Consider the following 17,846-nt stretch of genomic DNA (forward strand, 5'->3'; position numbering starts at 1 on the left):
AGTTTTTGCTATTACATTTATATTGGGGTTTATTGACTGAAGGATCACTAAAACTTCTAAAACGCATGAGTGAGATAATTGTTGGATTGGACATAGGTAGCAAGCAAGTAAGCGTTGTAGCTGGTAGACTCGATAACATGGGAAAGTTAGAGATACTTGGCTTGGGCAAAGGCGATACTACTGGTCAAGTTTCGAAGGGTGTTGTTTTGAACGTCAACAAAACAATCGACGCCGTTCGCAACGCGATTATGCAAGTTGAGCAACAAGCGAATATCGATATCCGTGGAGTTATCGCTAGTGTTGCGGGTCCAAACATTGCGGGAATTAAGCACAAGGCCATGATTACTCGTAACACCTCAGGAGAGGAGGTTACAGTAACAGACGTGGACCAAGTGGCTAGTGACGCAGAGCGTACCTTCATTTCTCAAGGTAACTCAATCGTACATACTTTACCACAAGAATACGTGGTAGACTCTAGTACAGGTATTCAAGAACCTGTAGGTATTAGTGGTTTGAAGTTACAAGGAGATTTTCTAATGATTACATCTCCTACACTGGCTTTGGATAAAACTAAGCGCTGTATCGAGCGTGCAAAAGAGAAAATGGAAATCGAAGGTGGTTTGGTGTTTTCTCCGTTGGCAGCTTCATTGGCAGTACTTTCAGAGCAGGAAAAGAAAAGTGGAGTAGCCTTGGTAGATATCGGTAGCGGTACTACCGAAATTGCTATTTTCTATAAAAATATCGTTCGCTATATTTCGGTATTGCCTTATGCTGGCGATATCATTACAGCCGACGTTGAGCAAGGATGTAATGTTTCGAATGAACATGCAGAGGTACTGAAGGTACGTTTTGGTAATGCATTAGCTTCTCAGGTACCTTTTGAAGAAACTATCTCGATTCCTGGTATCAATGGACGTAAGCCAAAAGTTGTTTCGGTAAAAAACCTATCTATCATTATTGAGGAGCGTTTGAAGGAAATCGCAGCACTCGTGGTTGCCGAAATTAGTCGTTCTGGGTTTGGAAATCGCTTGTCATGTGGTATCGTTCTTACGGGAGGTTCTGTACAAACACCGAATATCTGCGAGTTGTTTGAAAAAGTAACAGGACGCGATGTAAGACTAGGCTATCCAAACGAAAATCTAGGACGTACCATCTCTGAAGAAGTGAAAAATCCTTCTTTTGCAACGGCTGTAGGATTAGTTTGGAACGGGCTTCGTTCAATCGATGAACGTGAAGATAGTTATAAAATTTTGCGTAAAACAGAACCTAAGGTTGTACCGCCAGTGACTGTGACACCTAATACGCCAAGAAAACGCGAACCTGAAAAAGAAGTAAGACAGGGAAAGAAACAGGGTTCGTGGCTAGATGGTCTCAAAAAATTTGGCAAAGGCCTTCTGGGAGATGATTTGGGCGAAGACGATAAGTATTAGTCAGATTGATTTTTGATATTTTATAAAATCCTTACAAATAAAATTTCTAAAACCTTCACATCTGATGGTCAACATCGTATGTCGAAGTATTATTCCAATTAAGATCTTAGGGACTTAATTGGAATATACGACCCGACATAAATAGCAATCCAGCTAACTATAAGCCCGATAAGGGAAGCAGGAAACTCCGTTTTCCATACAAAATTGCAAATAAACCAAGAGCTAAATCCTAATATCATCGAAGCAATACAGCCTACAGTATTGGCTTTCTTCCAGTATAATCCTACCGTCAATGGCACAAAAAGTGATACAAGGCTAAATGCTGAAGATTCACCAACCAGCTCGAAGATATTCTGTCGTGAAGTGGCCATCCATATACTCGCTATAGTCACTACAACTATAGAGCATCTAATCACAAAAAGTAATTGTTGGTCTGTTAGTTTAGGGTAAAGTGGTTTAATGATATTTTCACCAATGACAGACGCAGGAGCCAATATGGCACCACTTGTAGTACTCAATACTGCCGAAATTAAAGCACCGAAAAACAAGATTTGTATAAATGTATTGGTATGCTCCATCACCATGTTTGGGATAATCATACGGGCATCATGCTGTAAAAGTTCGGGGTGAAGGTATTTTGCCATTAAGGCAATAAATAAAGGTAGCATAGCTACAGACAAATACAGAAAACCCGCTGTAACCGAAGATCGAACAGCCGTTTTTGCATCTTTAGATGCCATAACTCTCTGAAAAATATCTTGTTGGGGAATAGAGCCTAATCCAACAGTAATCCAAGCTGAGAGATAAGAAGCCGACTCGAGTAGGGTAAACCGTTTGGGTATTACTCTAAAAAAATCTTGTGGCGTAGAGGCTATCACAGGTTTGAGTCCGCCTGTTTTATCAAGCATTATTGCCGTGAGAATGATTAATCCAATAATTAGCAAAATATTGTGGAAAAAATCAGTTACTGACACTGACCACATTCCACCCATTAGGGTGTAAACCATCACCAAAATGGCACTGATTAATATTCCCACATACAAAGGCCAGCCAACTACTACCTCCAAAACTGTACCCATCGCAATAAGCTGGGCGGCAATCCAACCAAAATAAGAAGGAACCATTAAGAATGCCGATACATATTCTGCGGCAACTCCATATCGTAATTTGAAATAATCACAAAAGGTGAGGATATTCAGATTATAGAAAATTTTTGCATAAAACAAGCCTACCAAAATCAAACACAGCGCTGCTCCAAAAGGCTCTTCTATCACTCCTAAGATACCGTTTCCTATAAACTCTGAGGGAGCTCCCATCATGGTTTCTGAGCCAAACCACGTCGCAAAAGTAACCATCGACGAAAGCCCAAAGGACAAACCACGTCCTGCAAGTACAAAATCTTCGGTACTCGATATTTTGCTTGAAGCCCACCAGCCTACCAAAAGATTCACCGATAAATATCCAAGGATAAAGAAAAGGAGCATGTGTCGGAATTGAGGTAAATAAAATGATATTTAATCAAAAGCCTTAAAAAACAGAAGCTGTCGGTAAGACAGCTTCTGTGATTAATGTTGCATCTGAAGTGTTACTCAGCAACAGCCTAGTATTGCTCAGTAGTTGCGAAGAAAAATGCACCTTCAATAGCTGCATTTTCGTCTGAATCAGAACCATGAATGGCGTTTGCACTCAAAGACTTTGCGAAGATTTTACGAATAGTTCCTTCGTCAGCTTTTGCTGGGTCAGTAGCACCAATAAGTGTTCTAAAATCAAGAACAGCATTTTCTTTTTCAAGAATCATTGGTACGATAGGACCAGAAGACATGTATTCGCAAAGATCAGCGTAGAACGGTCTCTCAGCGTGTACTTCGTAGAATTTGCCCGCCTGAGCTGGAGTCAACAATGTTTTTTTCATTGCAATAACCTTGAAGCCTGCTTCCTCAATCATTTTGATAATTGCACCTGAGTTGCCATCTGCTACAGCATCTGGCTTAATCATTGTAAAGGTTCTGTTAGTAGCCATAAAATGGGTATTATATGATTTTTGTTTAATACAAAATTATATCTGATTATATCAAGTTCCAAGGATATTCTTCTCACCATTCAAAGAAATAACTATACGGTTTTATAGGCTTGATATACTCTTTGCTTGATTTTCAAACGATTACCTACCTAATATAGCAATTTTAAGGCTAAATCACTCGAATATTTCAAAAATCTCCAAGTGATAAATCATAAACTGTAAACTATTCTCTAACTTTGTGGGCTAATTAACTTAAAATAAAACTCTTTTAGGAGAAATCACTAATAGAATGCAAAACTTCGAAGCCTTTCGTGAGATAATCGCCACCCCACAAAGGATTGTGATTACCACTCACTACAAGCCAGATGCCGACGCTTTAGGTTCGTCGCTAGGTTTGGCAGGTTATCTCAAGAAAAAAGGTCATCAAGTACAGGTAATCACTCCATCTGATTATCCTAGGTTCTTGAATTGGATGCAGGGAAATGATGAGGTTCTTAATTTTGAAGACTCAAAAGCTCAAAAGCAAGCCATAAAATACATAAATGAGGCAGACTTAATTTTTTGCCTTGATTTTTCTGCATTAGGTCGCATTGAAGCAATGGCCGAATATGTAGAAAAAGCAAAAGCTACCAAAGTGATGATAGACCATCACATCAATCCTGAAAGCTTTGCTACTTTTGTATACCATGACACAAAAGCTTCGGCAACAGCACAGTTGATTTATCAACTGATTGTATTGTTGGGTGATAAAAATCTCATCGATGTTCCAATCGGTGAAAGCTTGTATGCAGGTATTATGACTGATACGGGTTCTTTTAGACATCCAAGTACCACGCCAGAAGTACACCGTATTGCGGCAGATATTATGGAGTTGGGCGTCAATACCAACTTGGTCCATCGTCGTATCTATGATAGTACCTCGGTAGAGCGCCTGAAGTTTTTAGGATTTGTATTGTCCGAAAAAATGGTGGTATTGCCTAAATATCGAGTTGTATATTTTGTACTTACTGCTGAGGAGCTTAAACGATACAATTCCCAAACAGGTGATACTGAGGGGATTGTAAATTATGGTCTACAGGTAGAAGGCATTGTCATGTCAGTAATTATTGTAGATCGCCCAGAAGCTGTAAAAATGTCGTTCCGTTCGGTAGAGCAGTTTGCAGTAAATGGCTTGGCATCTAAGTATTTTAATGGCGGAGGACATAAAAATGCGGCAGGAGGAAAAACAACAGGATTGGGCGTAGAAGGAACAGTCGCTAAATTACTCTCAATTTTACCAGAGTATCAAGAGGAATTATTAAAAGTAGAATAGAATTAAAATCAATTTTTTACAATAATCAGAAAAATGCTTAAAAAACTTACCATGGTTATGGCTGCTGCTAGCTTAGTAGTTGCATGTAACAAAAATCGTGTAGAGGTAATTGAAAATGTGAAGATCCAAATTCACAATCATGACGACAAGGCGAAGAAATTAAAAGATGGCGATATCATCACTTTTACTGCGAAAATTTATAACAGCGCAGATTCATTGTTACAAGAGTCAACTGAAGCAAACCCAGCACGTGCTATGGTTCAGCCAGCAGGTGCATCAGGCTTTAAAGGTAGCTTCGAAGATGGTTTGAGATTACTTGCTCAGGGTGACAGTGCAACAATTTATGTACCAGTAGATTCATTGTCAAAAGGTGCACAACAATTGCCTCCATTTATCAAAAAAGGAACAGATTTGAAATATTCTGTTAAAATCTTGAAAGTACAAACTCGTGCTGATTTTGATAAAGAAATGGCTGCTAACGCTCAAAAAGAAAAGCAAGCTGCTGAAGAGCGTAAGACACAACTTCCAAAATTGATTGAAGATTATATTGCAAAATCAGGAAAAACATTCAAAACTACTGCTTCAGGCTTGTACTACTCAATCACAACTGAAGGTACTGGTGCTAGTCCTAAAAAAGGAGACGTTTGTAAGTGTATGTATGTTGGTAAATTCTTAGATGGAAAAGTATTTGACCAAAGCAAACAACCAATCGATATGCCAATTGGACAAATGATTCCAGGATTTAACGAAGCATTGACATTGATGAAAAAAGGTGGAAAAGCAACATTCGTTATTCCTCCAGCTATTGGTTATGGCGAGCAAGGACAAGGCCCAATCCCAGGCAACTCTGCATTGGTATTTGAGGTTGAAGTAATTGATTTCACAGCGTCAAAATAATATCAAGGTTGTAAGTAATTATCCGATAAAAGTGTAGGCGGTATTCTCGGATACATCTTACACTTTTGTCTGTTTTTGGAAATCCCTTCATCCTAAAGTGCAAAACTGCTAATTTTAACAGTTTTTAACAGCCAAGTAGCACTATTCCACAATTGCTTGTCGTTATTTTACACTATGAAAGACTGTCTGTTCCAATAAAGTGAATACTTTATGTTTAGGAGTTTTCAGTTAAAGATATTCCAAGCTAATTTTTAATCTAACAATCTGTAATTATCATCAAAGATGAAAAACATCAAAAGTTTATATGTGTTGGGGCTGTTTGCGATTGTAGTGCTATTGAGTTCTTGTTTATCGACGATCGTTTTAGAGGACGACGAAATCGTTAAGCAGAACGAAACCAAAATTCAGACATATTTAAGTTCACAGTCATTATCATTTACCAAAGCAACAAACGGTATTTACTATGCAGCTGTGGGTGATACTAGCGGGCGTGTTATGACCTCTGGCGATACTGTAAGAGTACAGTACACCATTTCGAGATTGGATGGGGTAAAGATAGATAGCTCTGTGACAGGAAAACCTTTCCAGTTTATCTATGGTAATAGTACCAGTATTTTTGTGAAAACACTTCCTTTGTTGCATGAAAGCCAACAAGGTTCATTTATAATTCCATCTACTCAAGCGTTGGGGTCACAAACGTTTCCAAATTTACCTGCAAACTCACCAATTCGTTTGGATGTAAAATGGTTTAAAACATACAGTGAATCAGCCTATATTGATAACTATATCTTGGCTAATAATATTAAGGTAACAGCAAAATATACCAATGGCTTACGTTATATCCGTACTCAAGACGGTACAGGCGACTATATGGCAAGTGGTAAAATTGCCAAAGTTAAATATACGGGAAAGCTATTAAATGGATTCATCTTCGATTCGAACGTTGCTAAAACCGATACTTTCAAAATTACCATTGGAGGTTCATCGGCTATTACAGGTTTTCAAAGAGGTGTGGAGTTGATGAAAGTTGGAGAAAAAGCAACCCTTATTTTCCCATCATCTATTGGCTATGGTACAACAGGCTCTTTACCGAAGATTCCAGGAGAATCACCATTGATTTTTGATGTACAAGTAATTGCTGTAAGCGATAATTAATAGTAAATATTATCTAAAGAGTTAGAAATTAGAGTAAGTAATCCTTTTAAAAAGATAAAGTTGTAAGGAATGGAGGTGTTGATACAACCATTTTGCTAGCTTTGGAGTCTTTGGGATAAGATGCTCTAACATCTAACTCTTTATTTTTTGATAGCAGATATATGCAAAGCCATAAGATTCTGCAATTTTAAACCCCAATTATTGTATTTATTATGAAAAAACTCTTCTGGTTATTAGCGATTAGCTGCGCATTTTTGGTGACTTCTTGTATGAGTAATGGCGATCCAGACCCAGCTGCAACAGAGAAACTAAAACAAAATGAAGCAGCAGTAAAGAAATATATCACTGACAATAATCTTGCTGTACAACAACATGCCTCGGGCTTTTATTTTCAAATCAACAATTCAAATCCCTCAGGTCGTGTTCCTGTGGTAGGTGACTTGTCGTCAATTAACTTTGTCATTAAAAACCTTGCAGGTACTATTGTCGATAGCTCAAGAGTTAATCAGAAAATTGCTTATGATTATATTTTCGGAGCTTATAACAGCGTGTTCAATTATCCGTTGAGCATCATGCGTGTAGGTGATAAAGGTAAATTTATTTTCCCTCAACTTCAAAGTAATGGTGATCCTGTGATTATTGAGATTGAGTTATTGAATACGCTTACCGAAAATGAGAATATTGATAAATACATCGCAACAAAGTATCCGCAATTGTCATTTACCAAAACTTCTACAGATTTGCGATTTGCAGTAACAAGTGCTAATCCTACTGGGGAGTCTTTAACAGCAGGCAAAAAAGTGTCACTGAAGTACACAGGAAAGTTGCTTTTTGAAATGAGAAAAGTGGATGCCAATAGCAAACTTTATTATGATGCTCAATTTGACGCAGGTACTATGGACTTTACCGTTGGCGCAAATCTTACAGTTAGAGGGTTCGAAGAAGGCGTTGCAAGAATGAAGGTAGGAGAAAAAGCGGTGTTTATCTTTCCGTCAAATATTGGGTATTCAAGTAGTGGTCGTGTAAATCAAACTACTGGTGTATATGTGATACCTCCTTATTCTTCATTACAATTTGAAGTAGAAGTAGTGTCAGTAAAATAATGACAGTCAGGGTAGTACTCAACTGTTTTCTTTGTAGTTTTACAGAAAATATCAAAGCCTTCTTCTTAACAGAGGAAGGCTTTGATATGAAAAGTGTAGCCCGAAACTAAAATTTGAATGATTATTATGAAAAAGTTATGTTTTGCAACGAACAATGCCCATAAGTTGCAAGAAATTCAAGCCATGCTCGGCGAGCAGTTTGAACTTATCTCTCTTGAAGCTACAGGCTGTAAAGAAGAATTACCCGAAACAGGTAATACCCTTGAAGCCAATTCTCTACAAAAAGCCCAATACCTTTTTGATAATTATAGCAATATCAACTGTTTTGCAGACGATACAGGTTTAGAAGTTGAAGCACTCAATGGCGAGCCAGGGGTATATTCGGCACGCTATGCAGGAACCCATCGTAACAATGCCGATAATATAGCCTTGCTTTTGACCAATTTAAAAGATAAAGCAAGTCGTAAAGCAAGATTTAGAACAGTTATTACTTTGATATTAGATGGCGTAATTCACCAATTTGATGGTATAGTAGAAGGACAAATAATCGAAGAATTAAGAGGCGAAGGCGGTTTTGGCTACGATCCTGTATTTGTGCCAGATGGTTATGAGCAAACATTTGCTGAAATGACGATGGAACAAAAAGCCAGTATGTCTCACCGAGGACGAGCTTTCCAAAAATTAGTCCAATTCTTGAAGGAAATATAATGATGGTTTATCATCAAAGATTATCAACTTATCTTCAGTAAGTTATAGGGAAGAGTGTCTTTTTGTTGTCATACTATTAAGTTGTATTTTTAAGTTTCTTTTTCCAAATTTGAATAAAAAATCTCTTTAAATTAATGGCTCTAGTCGTCAACTGTTTAGTTTTCCGTTTACAAAATATCTAATCACAGATTTAAAACATTAACGCCATTTAGGTATTATCCTAAAAATGTTGGAATCAAAATCACTTGTCTCATACATGTGCACAAAAAACCTCTTTTTATTCACAAAAATTTTAACCATTCTAATCTTAACAACCCTAACAACAAAAGCACAATTCGTCATAAAAGGTAGAGTTACAGATGCAAAAAATGGTGATCCGCTTCCTTTTGCCACAGTCGGTATCAAAGGTAAAAATATAGGAGCTCAAACCAACTTTGAGGGTATTTTTACCATTCGTGCAAAAGAACTCGGTGATTCTCTCTATGTAAGTACAGTAGGCTATAAAACACGTACCAAAGCCATTGATAAAAATCTGGCTAATCAAACTATTGATTTTCAGTTATTAGGAGAAGCTAAGTCATTAGATGAAGTAATTGTTTATTCTGGTGAAAATCCTGCTTTTAAAATTCTTCGTAAACTTCGTGAAAATAGTGATAAAAATGACCGTAAGCGTTTGAATGCCTACGAGTATGATTCCTATTCGAAAATGGAACTTGATGTAGATAATATTTCAGAAAAGTTCAAGAAGAAAAAGGTCATGAAGCAAATCCAAGGTGCTATTGACAAATTTGAGAAAATGGCAGGCGAAGATGGAAAGGCGGTTATCCCAACGTTTATTTCAGAAACAGTATCAAAGTATTATTATCGTGAAAGTCCTTCTCGTAAAAAAGAGATAGTGCTTAAAAATAATGTAAAAGGAGTTGGCGTCAAAGAAGGTGGATTTGTGTCACAGTTGGTGGGCGGAAATCTTTTTGCTAACTACAACTTTTATAATAACTACGTAGCGTTTTTAGGAAAAGATATTATTTCGCCAATAGGTGAAAACTGGAAAGGTACTTACAAATGGTATTTGTCAGATACTACCGATATCGATGGGCATATCTGCTATGGAATGGAGTTTGACCCAAAAAACGATAAAGATTTGGTGTTTATCGGAAAAGCTTATATCGATACCACTACTTATGCCTTGGTTCAGATAGATGCCACAATTGGTAAAGAAGCCAATATTAACTTCATTGATAAAATTAAAATTTCTCAGGAGTTAACGCAAACCTCTGAAGGAGCATGGCTTCCAGCTAAAACACGTTTTTTGATTGATATTGCTGAAATTTCAAAAAACTCGGCAGGTATGCTTTTGAAAATGTATATCTCCAACAAAGACTTTGTGATTAATCAGCCAAAGCCTCTAGCGTTTTATGATATTCCTGTCGAAGTAGCCGAAGATTCAAAAGAAGCAGATCCTAAGTTTTGGGAACAAGCGCGTCATGAGCCTTTTAGTGCTCAAGATGTATTAGCGTCTAAGTTGATAGATACCGTTCGTAATGTGCCTATCGTACGCACATATGTAGAGATTGCAGAGATTGTTGCAAGTGGTTATAAGCGTTTCGATGGTATCGAAATTGGTCCATATTTGTATTCTATTGCCTTCAACCGAATTGAGGGAATGCGCTTAAGAATGGGCTTTCGAACGAATGCAGCATTTAGTAAGCATTGGGTCTTTAGAGGTTTTGCAGGGATTGGTACCCGTGATTTAAAAATGAAATATGGTGGTGAGGTTAATTATATTTTATCAAGAAGACACTGGACTGTAGTAGGACTAAGACATACTTATGATTTAGAGCGTATTGGGCTGACTCCTGAACTGATTGCGGATAATAAAGTATTCTATGCTTTCACACGATGGGGACTTTATTCGGGGGCTTTTTATCGTAGCGAAAATGAGGCATTTATCAAGACCGAGCCAACCAAAGGAATAACCTTATCAGCGTCACTGATTCAACGCAATTTTGACCCTCTTTTTGCCTTCAAATACCGTACTGATCCTGAAATGGGTAAACTTTCGCCATCGAGAGATTATTATGACGATACGTTTTTGACACTTGAAGCTCGTTTTGCAAAAAATGAAACTTTTATCATGGACGGCAACGAACGAATTACTCTCGACACCAAACGTGTTCCTGTGGTTACGCTTACCTATCAAAAGGGTTTGAAAGGAGTTTTAAACGGCGATTTTGATTATCACAAATTTACCGCAAAAGTATTTCAAACATTCAGATTGGGAACACTTGGTCGCTCGTCTTATTTGTTGCAAGCGGGTTATACTCCTTCAAACTTGCCAGCTCCCTTATTGTATCCACACTTAGGTAATCAAACTTTATTTTTTAATAGAGCCGCATTTAATACCATGCACTATTTTGAGTTCGTGAGCGATAAGTTTGTGTCAATGCAATACAACCACAATTTCGAAGGGTTATTATTCAATAGAATTCCTGCGATTCGTCAATTGAAATGGCGCCTTTTGGCAACAGCAAATATATTGTTTGGTAGTCAAAAGCAAGGAAATCAACAATTAATGGATGATGCAATGCCAATTTTTAATCCTCGACACCCTTCAAATGTACTTGAGTCAAAGTTTAATTTCTCTGGCTTAGATCCAAATATTCCGTTTGTTGAGGTTGGTTATGGTATTGATAATATCTTCAAAATATTTAGACTTCAGGCATTTCATCGCCTAACTTACTTAGACCATTTGTCACCATCGGGTAAATTACCAGATAAATTTACCATCAAAGGTTCAGTACATTTTTCATTCTAAGTTACCAGCTCCTATTGAACGTAATGTTTGGTAGGAGTTTTTTGTTAAGTCTCTTATTTTGCTATACCCTGTCAGATATCGAAAATGTCTTTGTTGAAGATAGTTTTTTTGCGATAAGGTATTTACTTTGTACAAAAAGTATATTACAGTGCCGTGAATCCAAAAAAAGAAATGAACCTTTAGGACTATACGTATTAAGCAATGCGTATAATTGAGTATTTTCCATTATGTAGAATTACTGAGTTTCCCCTCTGGTTCATTTCTATAGCATATCGACATCTACGTGCCTCCTAAAGTCGAAGACATTAGCTAAAAAAATTTGATGATTGATTGTCAAAAGTACCTTTTGACCGAATGTAAACTTGCGATTTGAAATTTAGAATATTGTAGATTTATAATTTTACTTTTCGCACTTGAGCGGTTTTGCGAATGTCTACAAATTAAGGATTTTTTGTTTTATGGCTAGGACAAACAACTGCTTAGAAATTAGAGATAATTGAAGCGGTATCATTGAAATTCGAAATGATCGAGGCGGTGTACTGAGCACCAACATTTGAGATAATCGAAGCCGTTTTGTGGTTAAGGGTATCTTGGTTGTTGAATTTTGCTACAGTAGATTTAGAAACAGAAAGCTTGTTGTTAGTTGTGATAGATTTCATGGCAATAAGAGTTTTAAATTTTTGAATGTTGTGTTGTTATTGATAAAAAGGGCTATTCTTAGAAATTCGAGATAATTGAAGCGGTATCATTGAAATTCGAAATGATCGAGGCGGTGTACTGAGCGCCAACGTTTGAGATAATCGAAGCCGTTTTGTGGTTAAGGCTATCTTGGTTGTTGAATTTTGCTACAGTAGATTTAGAAACAGAAAGCTTGTTGTTAGTTGTGATAGATTTCATGGCAATAAGAGTTTTAAATTTTTGAATGTTGTGTTGTTATTGATAAAAAGGGCTATTCTTAGAAGTTCGAGATAATTGAAGCGGTATCATTGAAATTCGAAATGATCGAGGCGGTGTACTGAGCGCCAACGTTTGAGATAATCGAAGCCGTTTTGTGGTTAAGGGTATCTTGGTTGTTGAATTTTGCTACAGTAGATTTAGAAACAGAAAGCTTGTTGTTAGTTGCAATATTTTTCATGGCAAAAATCTTTTATTTATTGAGTTATGTGTCTAGTAATAAGCTTCTTGCGAAGTGGTGATACAAAGTTGTTCAAAAGATTTTGGCCTATTTATTTTATCGGATTAATCCGTTTATTATCAATCCGAATAGGAAGATTGTCTATTTTAATTTTTTAATTATCCTAAAAAATTCTATGTTGAATCGAACAGCAGATACACAGAAAAGGACTTGGTGGGCTTCAGGAGAAGTGAGTACGCATATAATGATTTGGGTCTTATACACCATTTATTTTAGCTTACTTATTCATTTCTTCTCGGGTGACCCTATTACACCAAAGTTCATTCTACAGGCAATCGTGTATAGAATGGGCGACGCCATGCTGTTTTATGGGCTTGCGCTGGTAGTTTTGCCTCGTTTTTTTTCAAAATCGAAAATTTTTCAGCTAACTCTGTCATTTTTAGTATTGCTTGGTTTGTATTTAGGTTGGCGGGCGTGGATAGAGTATATTTTAATGCCAGGATTGTTTAATACAGTAGGTACTAAAATAGCACAGATGGTTTCTTTAACTATCTTTAATGGAAATACTTATGTGATGTTTAGTGTAGGGTATTTCTTTGCTCTGAAGTCGATTAAACAGCAAAAAGAAATTGCTCAACAAGAAATTGCAATTGCGGAAAAAGATGCAGAAATTGCACGTCAAGAAGCAGAACTGGCAATTTTAGCAAAAGAGAAAACTCTTGCCGAAATGGCCTTTTTACGTGCGCAAATCAATCCTCACTTTTTGTACAATACCCTAAACATGCTGTACAGCAAGGTACGTGGTGCATCCAAAGAAGCAGGAAATATTATCCTGACATTTGCTGAAATGATGCGCTATGCTACTAGTACTCGAATGCAGCAAGATACCGTCGACTTAGAAGGGGAATTGGATTTTGTCAAGCAATATCTCGAACTACAAAGACAACGTTTTAATAACAATATCTTTATTGATTATGAAGAACAAGGCGATTTTAGCTATTTTAGAATCATGCCTATGGTACTAATTACCATTGTGGAAAATAGCTTTAAACACGGCGAGCTCCATGACCCAGAGAGTCCACTCCAAATTCGTGCGATTCTCGAAGATGATATTTTGACGTTCTCTACTTGGAATTTGAAAAGAAAAGATGATAATCCTATCACTGATAAAGGTCAAACAGGTATTGGTATCGACAATATCAAAAAACGCCTGAAGGTTGTTCATGGCGAAGCTCAAGAATTGAGTGTGATAGATGATAAGGATGATTATGCTGTATTTTTTACCTTAAACTTTAACTATAACCCGAACGGAATATGATTAACTGTGTCGCAGTAGATGATGAGCAATCTGCCTTGGATATTGTGGTAGATTATATCAACGATACCCCATTTCTAAACTTAGTTGCGGCCACTACAAATCCCATGGAAGCGGTTGGTATCTTACAAACTAAAGAAGTTGATTTAGTATTTGCAGATATTCAAATGCCTCGTATGAATGGCATGAACCTAGTGAGTCTTTTTGATGGCCGCATGAAATTTATCATGACTACTGGCTATCAAGAATACGCGCTCAAAAGCTTTGAATATGGCGTACTTGATTATTTGGTAAAACCATTTTCATACCAGAGGTTTTTGAAGGCTGTCAACAAAATGCCTTTTCACATGACTTTGGTCGAAGAGCCTAAGCCTGTAGCGGCTCCTGAGCCTCAACCTGCCAAAAAAGAGGAGTTTATTTTTGTAAAGGTAGATGTAAAAGGTAAGTTTCATAAAGTACTATTTAAGGATGTGGTGTACATGGAAGCCCAAAAAAATTATGCTTCTATTTACATGAAAGATGAACGTATTTCTACCAATCTTACCTTGTCAGATTTAGAAAAACGATTGCCTTCAGACAGATTCATGCGTGTACATCGCTCTTACATTATCTCGATGGAAAAAATTACGGGCATCGAAGGCGACGAAGTATTACTCGATAAAGTAGTTCGTATTCCGATTGGGGATACCTATTCAGAAGAATTTACGAAGGTTATTGAAGGAAGTATTTTCTTCAAAGATAAAGATAGCGCAACTTTGATTGATAAAAGGTTGACAAATTAAGATTTGCAGCTTAGATCATTGGTTATGATTTCTCTGAAAAATCACATAATCAAGGATTTAAACTTGTTTGAAAATCTCGATCGCTAAACCTAAAAGTATTTTTTTGTTTCAAAATATATGTTCATATAAAAGCTGTTCTGTAACAATACAGGCAGCTTTTTTCATGTAAATACCACTTAATTTGTATTTATTTTGAACCCGTTGGATTATTCTAAGAACTTTTATTGCTTAATAGGTTTTGCATAAAGTTTCATTTATTTTTGTTTAGAGAGCAATTTATTACTCAACAAAAGTGCTAAAATTTGAAATCGGATAGATAAGTAGTAACATAGAGGTTATAAGCTTAGAAATTCCAGTTGAACAGATGTTATTCGGTGTTTTTATGGTAAGAATTAGAGATAAATCTTTCGCCAAAATACACAAACGAAATTCTTCATGTTTCGAAAACCCAGATGTTAGACGTTGCTTTTATTACAACATTCCGATTTTATACTTAATAATCTATTAGCAAAAAATGTTAACCCTACTCGTTGTTGTTTGTACAGTACTTGCCTACTTGTTAGGTTCCATCCCAACGGCTATTTGGTATGGCGAAGCTTATTTTGGAATCGACGTGCGCAAGCATGGAAGTGGTAATGCTGGCGCTACCAATACTTTCAGGGTGTTGGGTAAAAGAGCAGGAACTGTCGTGTTGTTGATTGATGCTATCAAGGGGTGGATTTCTACTTCGTTGGCATTAATGCTTTATTACGGTCACATGGTTGAATGGAACGAATGCCAAACATTAAAGTTGGTTTTTGGTTTTGCAGCGGTGGTTGGACATATTTTCCCTGTATTTTCAAACTTCAAAGGAGGAAAAGGCGTGGCAACGCTATTGGGTATGGTCATGTCGGTGCATCCTGAGGCGGCTTTGGTGTGTATGGTTATTTTCTTTGTAGTATTTATGTCGTTTCATTATGTATCACTAGGAGCTATTATTGCATCTTTGGCATTTCCAGTGCTTTTATTGTTACGTACATTTGGTAAAGAAAATGAATCGGTAATTGTCTTTGGATTTATGCTTTTTGGGATGATTGTGATTACGCATCGCAAAAATATTGTACGATTAATGAGAGGACAAGAAAGTCGTATTTATCTCCGAAAAAAGAAAGAGTAATCATTTAACTGGTAATATAATTCTGATGTAGATGTTTCGTTGCGATTATGACATCGGTTGATACCAAACTCGTAATGATAACTCCATAATAACTTACTATATTTGTACCTCCAATTACTAAGTAGTTGGAGGTATTTTTTTGAAATCAATCATCAACGTCTATGCAAGGCTATATTGAGCAAAATAAAGAGAAGTTTTTGAATGAACTTCTTGATTTATTGAGAATTCCATCGGTGAGTGCCGATTCAAAATTTAAGGGTGATGTACGTAAAGCAGCAGAATTTGTAGCCGAAAAAATACAGGTTGCAGGAGCTGATTTAGTAGAGATATGCGAAACGGCGGGTCATCCTATCGTTTTTGGTCAAAAAATCATCGATGAAACCCTTCCAACCGTGTTGGTATATGGTCACTACGATGTACAACCAGCTGACCCTTACGAATTGTGGAATTCTCCTCCATTTGAGCCAGTAGTAAAGGATGGTAAAATCTATGCTCGTGGAGCTTGTGATGACAAAGGCCAGTTTTATATGCATATCAAAGCTTTTGAAGCTATGATGGCAACAAACGCTTTGCCATGCAATGTGAAATTTATGATTGAAGGCGAAGAAGAAATCGGTTCGGATAACCTTGGTATCTTTGTAGCGGCAAATAAGGATAGATTGAAAGCAGATGTTATCTTAATTTCGGATACCGCTATTATCGCTAATGATACGCCATCTATTGATGTTGGTTTGAGAGGATTGAGTTATCTTGAGGTTGAAGTAACTGGAGCGAACCGTGACTTGCATTCGGGTGTATATGGAGGTGCAGTAGCAAACCCAATCAATGTGTTGAGTAAAATGATTGCTTCGTTGCATGATGAAAATAATCATATCACTATCCCAACATTTTACGATGATGTGCTAGATTTGACAGCAGAGGAGCGTGCAGCAATGGCTCAAACACCATTCAATTTGGATGCATATAAAGAAGATTTAGCGATTGATGAAGTATATGGCGAAACAGGTTATTCGACTATCGAGCGTGCTTCAATTCGTCCTACACTTGATGTAAATGGTATTTGGGGTGGTTATATAGGAGAAGGAGCTAAAACAGTTTTACCTTCTAAAGCATACGCTAAAATTTCGATGCGTTTAGTACCAAACCAACAATCAGATAAAATTACAGCGTTGTTTACTAAACATTTTGAATCTATTGCACCAGCGGGTGTTCAAGTGAAAGTTCGTCCTCATCATGGAGGAGAACCTTATGTAACACCAACTAATTCAATTGAATATTTGGCAGCAGAAAAAGCAATGGAGGAAGCATTTGGTAAAAAGCCTGTTCCTACACGTGGAGGAGGAAGTATTCCAATTGTGGCTTTATTTGAAAAAGAGTTGCAAGTAAAAACGGTTTTGATGGGCTTTGGACTTGACTCTGATGCGATTCACTCGCCAAATGAGCATTATGGCTTATTCAATTTTTACAAAGGAATAGAAACAATTCCGTTGTTCTTTAAATATTACGCAGAAATGGCTCAATAATGAGCCCACAAGGGCTTTGTTTTGTTGTATCGGTAGTGTTTGACCTTAAACAAAAGATGAGCTCTTACAGAAGAAAAACAAATTTTTAGTTTAAAGTAAAGAGTTGGACCTCGATAGCTAAAAACTAAATTTAAGGAGGTATTAAGTTGGTGGGTAAAATAAAATTTAAGGAGGTATTAAGTTGGTGGGTAAAATAAAATTTAAGCTTTCAGGTAATGGCTTTCGGCGGTGGGCTTTGAAAAAAGCATGTGTGGTTATTAAAAAACATTTTAACAATCTTTGCCTTGTGCCTGTTGCCTTGTCCCTAAAATAAAAAAACTTAAATGTAATTTTGCCCACAACTTACGGCCGAATATGATTGAGTCAATTTAGTAGGTAAAATAATGGTTATTTAAAATTTTCAACTATTTCAGATTTGGGATTTCTGATGTCGGCAATAAAGTAGAATGACTATATTTTTTACAAAATATTGAAGCTTACACTTCCGAAATCCAA

16 protein-coding genes are annotated in these 17,846 nt (G+C 36.9%); 11 read left to right on the forward strand and 5 right to left on the reverse strand.

The window, feature by feature from the left end; genetic code table 11:
• Nucleotides 1-65 precede the first annotated feature (65 nt).
• Nucleotides 66-1,430, forward strand: coding sequence for a cell division protein FtsA (gene ftsA / locus BWI92_RS06775; protein ID WP_095161358.1), 1,365 nt, complete (start codon nucleotides 66-68; stop codon nucleotides 1,428-1,430).
• 98 nt (nucleotides 1,431-1,528) lie between these two features.
• On the opposite strand, the gene BWI92_RS06780 is transcribed toward ftsA, so the two are convergent.
• Nucleotides 1,529-2,914, reverse strand: coding sequence for a sodium:solute symporter family protein (locus BWI92_RS06780; RefSeq protein WP_095161359.1), 1,386 nt, complete (start codon nucleotides 2,912-2,914; stop codon nucleotides 1,529-1,531).
• A gap of 116 nt (nucleotides 2,915-3,030) precedes the next feature.
• Nucleotides 3,031-3,450: a nucleoside-diphosphate kinase gene (locus BWI92_RS06785; RefSeq protein WP_095161360.1), complete on the reverse strand. Its 420-nt coding sequence runs from the start codon at nucleotides 3,448-3,450 to the stop codon at nucleotides 3,031-3,033.
• A gap of 289 nt (nucleotides 3,451-3,739) precedes the next feature.
• Here BWI92_RS06785 and BWI92_RS06790 point away from each other — a divergent pair, with 289 nt between their 5' ends.
• The 6 genes from BWI92_RS06790 (at nucleotide 3,740) to BWI92_RS06815 (ending at nucleotide 11,440) form a co-directional block, all read left to right on the forward strand.
• Entirely contained in the window at nucleotides 3,740-4,762 is a 1,023-nt protein-coding gene (locus BWI92_RS06790; protein ID WP_095161361.1) for a bifunctional oligoribonuclease/PAP phosphatase NrnA, read from the forward strand.
• Nucleotides 4,763-4,795: 33 nt separating this feature from the next.
• The gene (locus tag BWI92_RS06795; protein WP_095161362.1) at nucleotides 4,796-5,659 is read left to right on the forward strand and encodes an FKBP-type peptidyl-prolyl cis-trans isomerase; all 864 of its coding nucleotides are present in this window, start codon (nucleotides 4,796-4,798) and stop codon (nucleotides 5,657-5,659) included.
• A 282-nt stretch (nucleotides 5,660-5,941) separates the two neighbouring features.
• A complete protein-coding gene (locus BWI92_RS06800; protein ID WP_095161363.1) occupies nucleotides 5,942-6,814 on the forward strand; it encodes an FKBP-type peptidyl-prolyl cis-trans isomerase in 873 nt (290 codons plus the stop codon).
• Between the two features lie 212 nt (nucleotides 6,815-7,026).
• Nucleotides 7,027-7,917, forward strand: a complete 891-nt coding sequence (locus BWI92_RS06805) for an FKBP-type peptidyl-prolyl cis-trans isomerase (protein ID WP_095161364.1) — start codon at nucleotides 7,027-7,029, stop codon at nucleotides 7,915-7,917.
• A 126-nt stretch (nucleotides 7,918-8,043) separates the two neighbouring features.
• Nucleotides 8,044-8,625 (forward strand): non-canonical purine NTP diphosphatase, encoded by a 582-nt coding sequence (locus BWI92_RS06810; protein ID WP_095161657.1) that lies wholly within the window; start codon nucleotides 8,044-8,046, stop codon nucleotides 8,623-8,625.
• Nucleotides 8,626-8,881: 256 nt separating this feature from the next.
• On the forward strand, nucleotides 8,882-11,440 hold the full coding sequence (locus tag BWI92_RS06815) for a DUF5686 and carboxypeptidase-like regulatory domain-containing protein (protein ID WP_176464361.1): 2,559 nt from the start codon (nucleotides 8,882-8,884) through the stop codon (nucleotides 11,438-11,440).
• Nucleotides 11,441-11,919: 479 nt separating this feature from the next.
• Here BWI92_RS06815 and BWI92_RS06820 read toward each other — a convergent pair whose 3' ends face one another.
• The 3 genes from BWI92_RS06820 to BWI92_RS06830 are packed head-to-tail and all read right to left on the reverse strand — an operon-like array spanning nucleotide 11,920 to nucleotide 12,575.
• On the reverse strand, nucleotides 11,920-12,099 hold the full coding sequence (locus BWI92_RS06820; protein WP_095161366.1) for a hypothetical protein: 180 nt from the start codon (nucleotides 12,097-12,099) through the stop codon (nucleotides 11,920-11,922).
• Nucleotides 12,100-12,157: 58 nt separating this feature from the next.
• Nucleotides 12,158-12,337, reverse strand: a complete 180-nt coding sequence (locus BWI92_RS06825) for a hypothetical protein (protein ID WP_095161367.1) — start codon at nucleotides 12,335-12,337, stop codon at nucleotides 12,158-12,160.
• A 58-nt stretch (nucleotides 12,338-12,395) separates the two neighbouring features.
• The gene (locus BWI92_RS06830; protein WP_095161368.1) at nucleotides 12,396-12,575 is read right to left on the reverse strand and encodes a hypothetical protein; all 180 of its coding nucleotides are present in this window, start codon (nucleotides 12,573-12,575) and stop codon (nucleotides 12,396-12,398) included.
• Nucleotides 12,576-12,750: 175 nt separating this feature from the next.
• Between BWI92_RS06830 and BWI92_RS06835 the strand changes: the two genes are divergently transcribed.
• The 4 genes from BWI92_RS06835 (at nucleotide 12,751) to BWI92_RS06850 (ending at nucleotide 17,351) form a co-directional block, all read left to right on the forward strand.
• Nucleotides 12,751-13,893 carry a sensor histidine kinase gene (locus BWI92_RS06835; protein ID WP_095161369.1) on the forward strand — a complete coding sequence of 381 codons (1,143 nt, stop codon included), beginning with the start codon at nucleotides 12,751-12,753 and terminating at the stop codon, nucleotides 13,891-13,893.
• On the forward strand, nucleotides 13,890-14,672 hold the full coding sequence (locus BWI92_RS06840) for a LytTR family DNA-binding domain-containing protein (protein ID WP_095161370.1): 783 nt from the start codon (nucleotides 13,890-13,892) through the stop codon (nucleotides 14,670-14,672). The genes BWI92_RS06835 and BWI92_RS06840 overlap by 4 nt, the downstream gene beginning before the upstream one ends.
• Before the next feature lie 514 nt (nucleotides 14,673-15,186).
• Nucleotides 15,187-15,828: a glycerol-3-phosphate 1-O-acyltransferase PlsY gene (gene plsY, locus BWI92_RS06845; protein ID WP_095161371.1), complete on the forward strand. Its 642-nt coding sequence runs from the start codon at nucleotides 15,187-15,189 to the stop codon at nucleotides 15,826-15,828.
• Nucleotides 15,829-15,989: 161 nt separating this feature from the next.
• On the forward strand, nucleotides 15,990-17,351 hold the full coding sequence (locus BWI92_RS06850; protein ID WP_095161372.1) for a dipeptidase: 1,362 nt from the start codon (nucleotides 15,990-15,992) through the stop codon (nucleotides 17,349-17,351).
• The last annotated feature ends 495 nt before the right edge of the window (nucleotides 17,352-17,846 follow it).

It is taken from the genome of Flectobacillus sp. BAB-3569, from assembly GCF_002270355.1.
GTDB lineage: Bacteria > Bacteroidota > Bacteroidia > Cytophagales > Spirosomataceae > Flectobacillus > Flectobacillus roseus.

Excerpts from the sequence above, each read along its gene's own strand:
- ftsA (WP_095161358.1), top strand. The coding sequence starts at position 66 with ATGAGTGAGATAATTGTTGGATTGGACATAGGTAGCAAGCAAGTAAGC.
- BWI92_RS06780 (WP_095161359.1), bottom strand. The coding sequence starts at position 2,914 with ATGCTCCTTTTCTTTATCCTTGGATATTTATCGGTGAATCTTTTGGTA.
- BWI92_RS06785 (WP_095161360.1), bottom strand. The coding sequence starts at position 3,450 with ATGGCTACTAACAGAACCTTTACAATGATTAAGCCAGATGCTGTAGCA.
- BWI92_RS06790 (WP_095161361.1), top strand. The coding sequence starts at position 3,740 with ATGCAAAACTTCGAAGCCTTTCGTGAGATAATCGCCACCCCACAAAGG.
- BWI92_RS06795 (WP_095161362.1), top strand. The coding sequence starts at position 4,796 with ATGCTTAAAAAACTTACCATGGTTATGGCTGCTGCTAGCTTAGTAGTT.
- BWI92_RS06800 (WP_095161363.1), top strand. The coding sequence starts at position 5,942 with ATGAAAAACATCAAAAGTTTATATGTGTTGGGGCTGTTTGCGATTGTA.
- BWI92_RS06805 (WP_095161364.1), top strand. The coding sequence starts at position 7,027 with ATGAAAAAACTCTTCTGGTTATTAGCGATTAGCTGCGCATTTTTGGTG.
- BWI92_RS06810 (WP_095161657.1), top strand. The coding sequence starts at position 8,044 with ATGAAAAAGTTATGTTTTGCAACGAACAATGCCCATAAGTTGCAAGAA.
- BWI92_RS06815 (WP_176464361.1), top strand. The coding sequence starts at position 8,882 with ATGTGCACAAAAAACCTCTTTTTATTCACAAAAATTTTAACCATTCTA.
- BWI92_RS06820 (WP_095161366.1), bottom strand. The coding sequence starts at position 12,099 with ATGAAATCTATCACAACTAACAACAAGCTTTCTGTTTCTAAATCTACT.
- BWI92_RS06825 (WP_095161367.1), bottom strand. The coding sequence starts at position 12,337 with ATGAAATCTATCACAACTAACAACAAGCTTTCTGTTTCTAAATCTACT.
- BWI92_RS06830 (WP_095161368.1), bottom strand. The coding sequence starts at position 12,575 with ATGAAAAATATTGCAACTAACAACAAGCTTTCTGTTTCTAAATCTACT.
- BWI92_RS06835 (WP_095161369.1), top strand. The coding sequence starts at position 12,751 with ATGTTGAATCGAACAGCAGATACACAGAAAAGGACTTGGTGGGCTTCA.
- BWI92_RS06840 (WP_095161370.1), top strand. The coding sequence starts at position 13,890 with ATGATTAACTGTGTCGCAGTAGATGATGAGCAATCTGCCTTGGATATT.
- plsY (WP_095161371.1), top strand. The coding sequence starts at position 15,187 with ATGTTAACCCTACTCGTTGTTGTTTGTACAGTACTTGCCTACTTGTTA.
- BWI92_RS06850 (WP_095161372.1), top strand. The coding sequence starts at position 15,990 with ATGCAAGGCTATATTGAGCAAAATAAAGAGAAGTTTTTGAATGAACTT.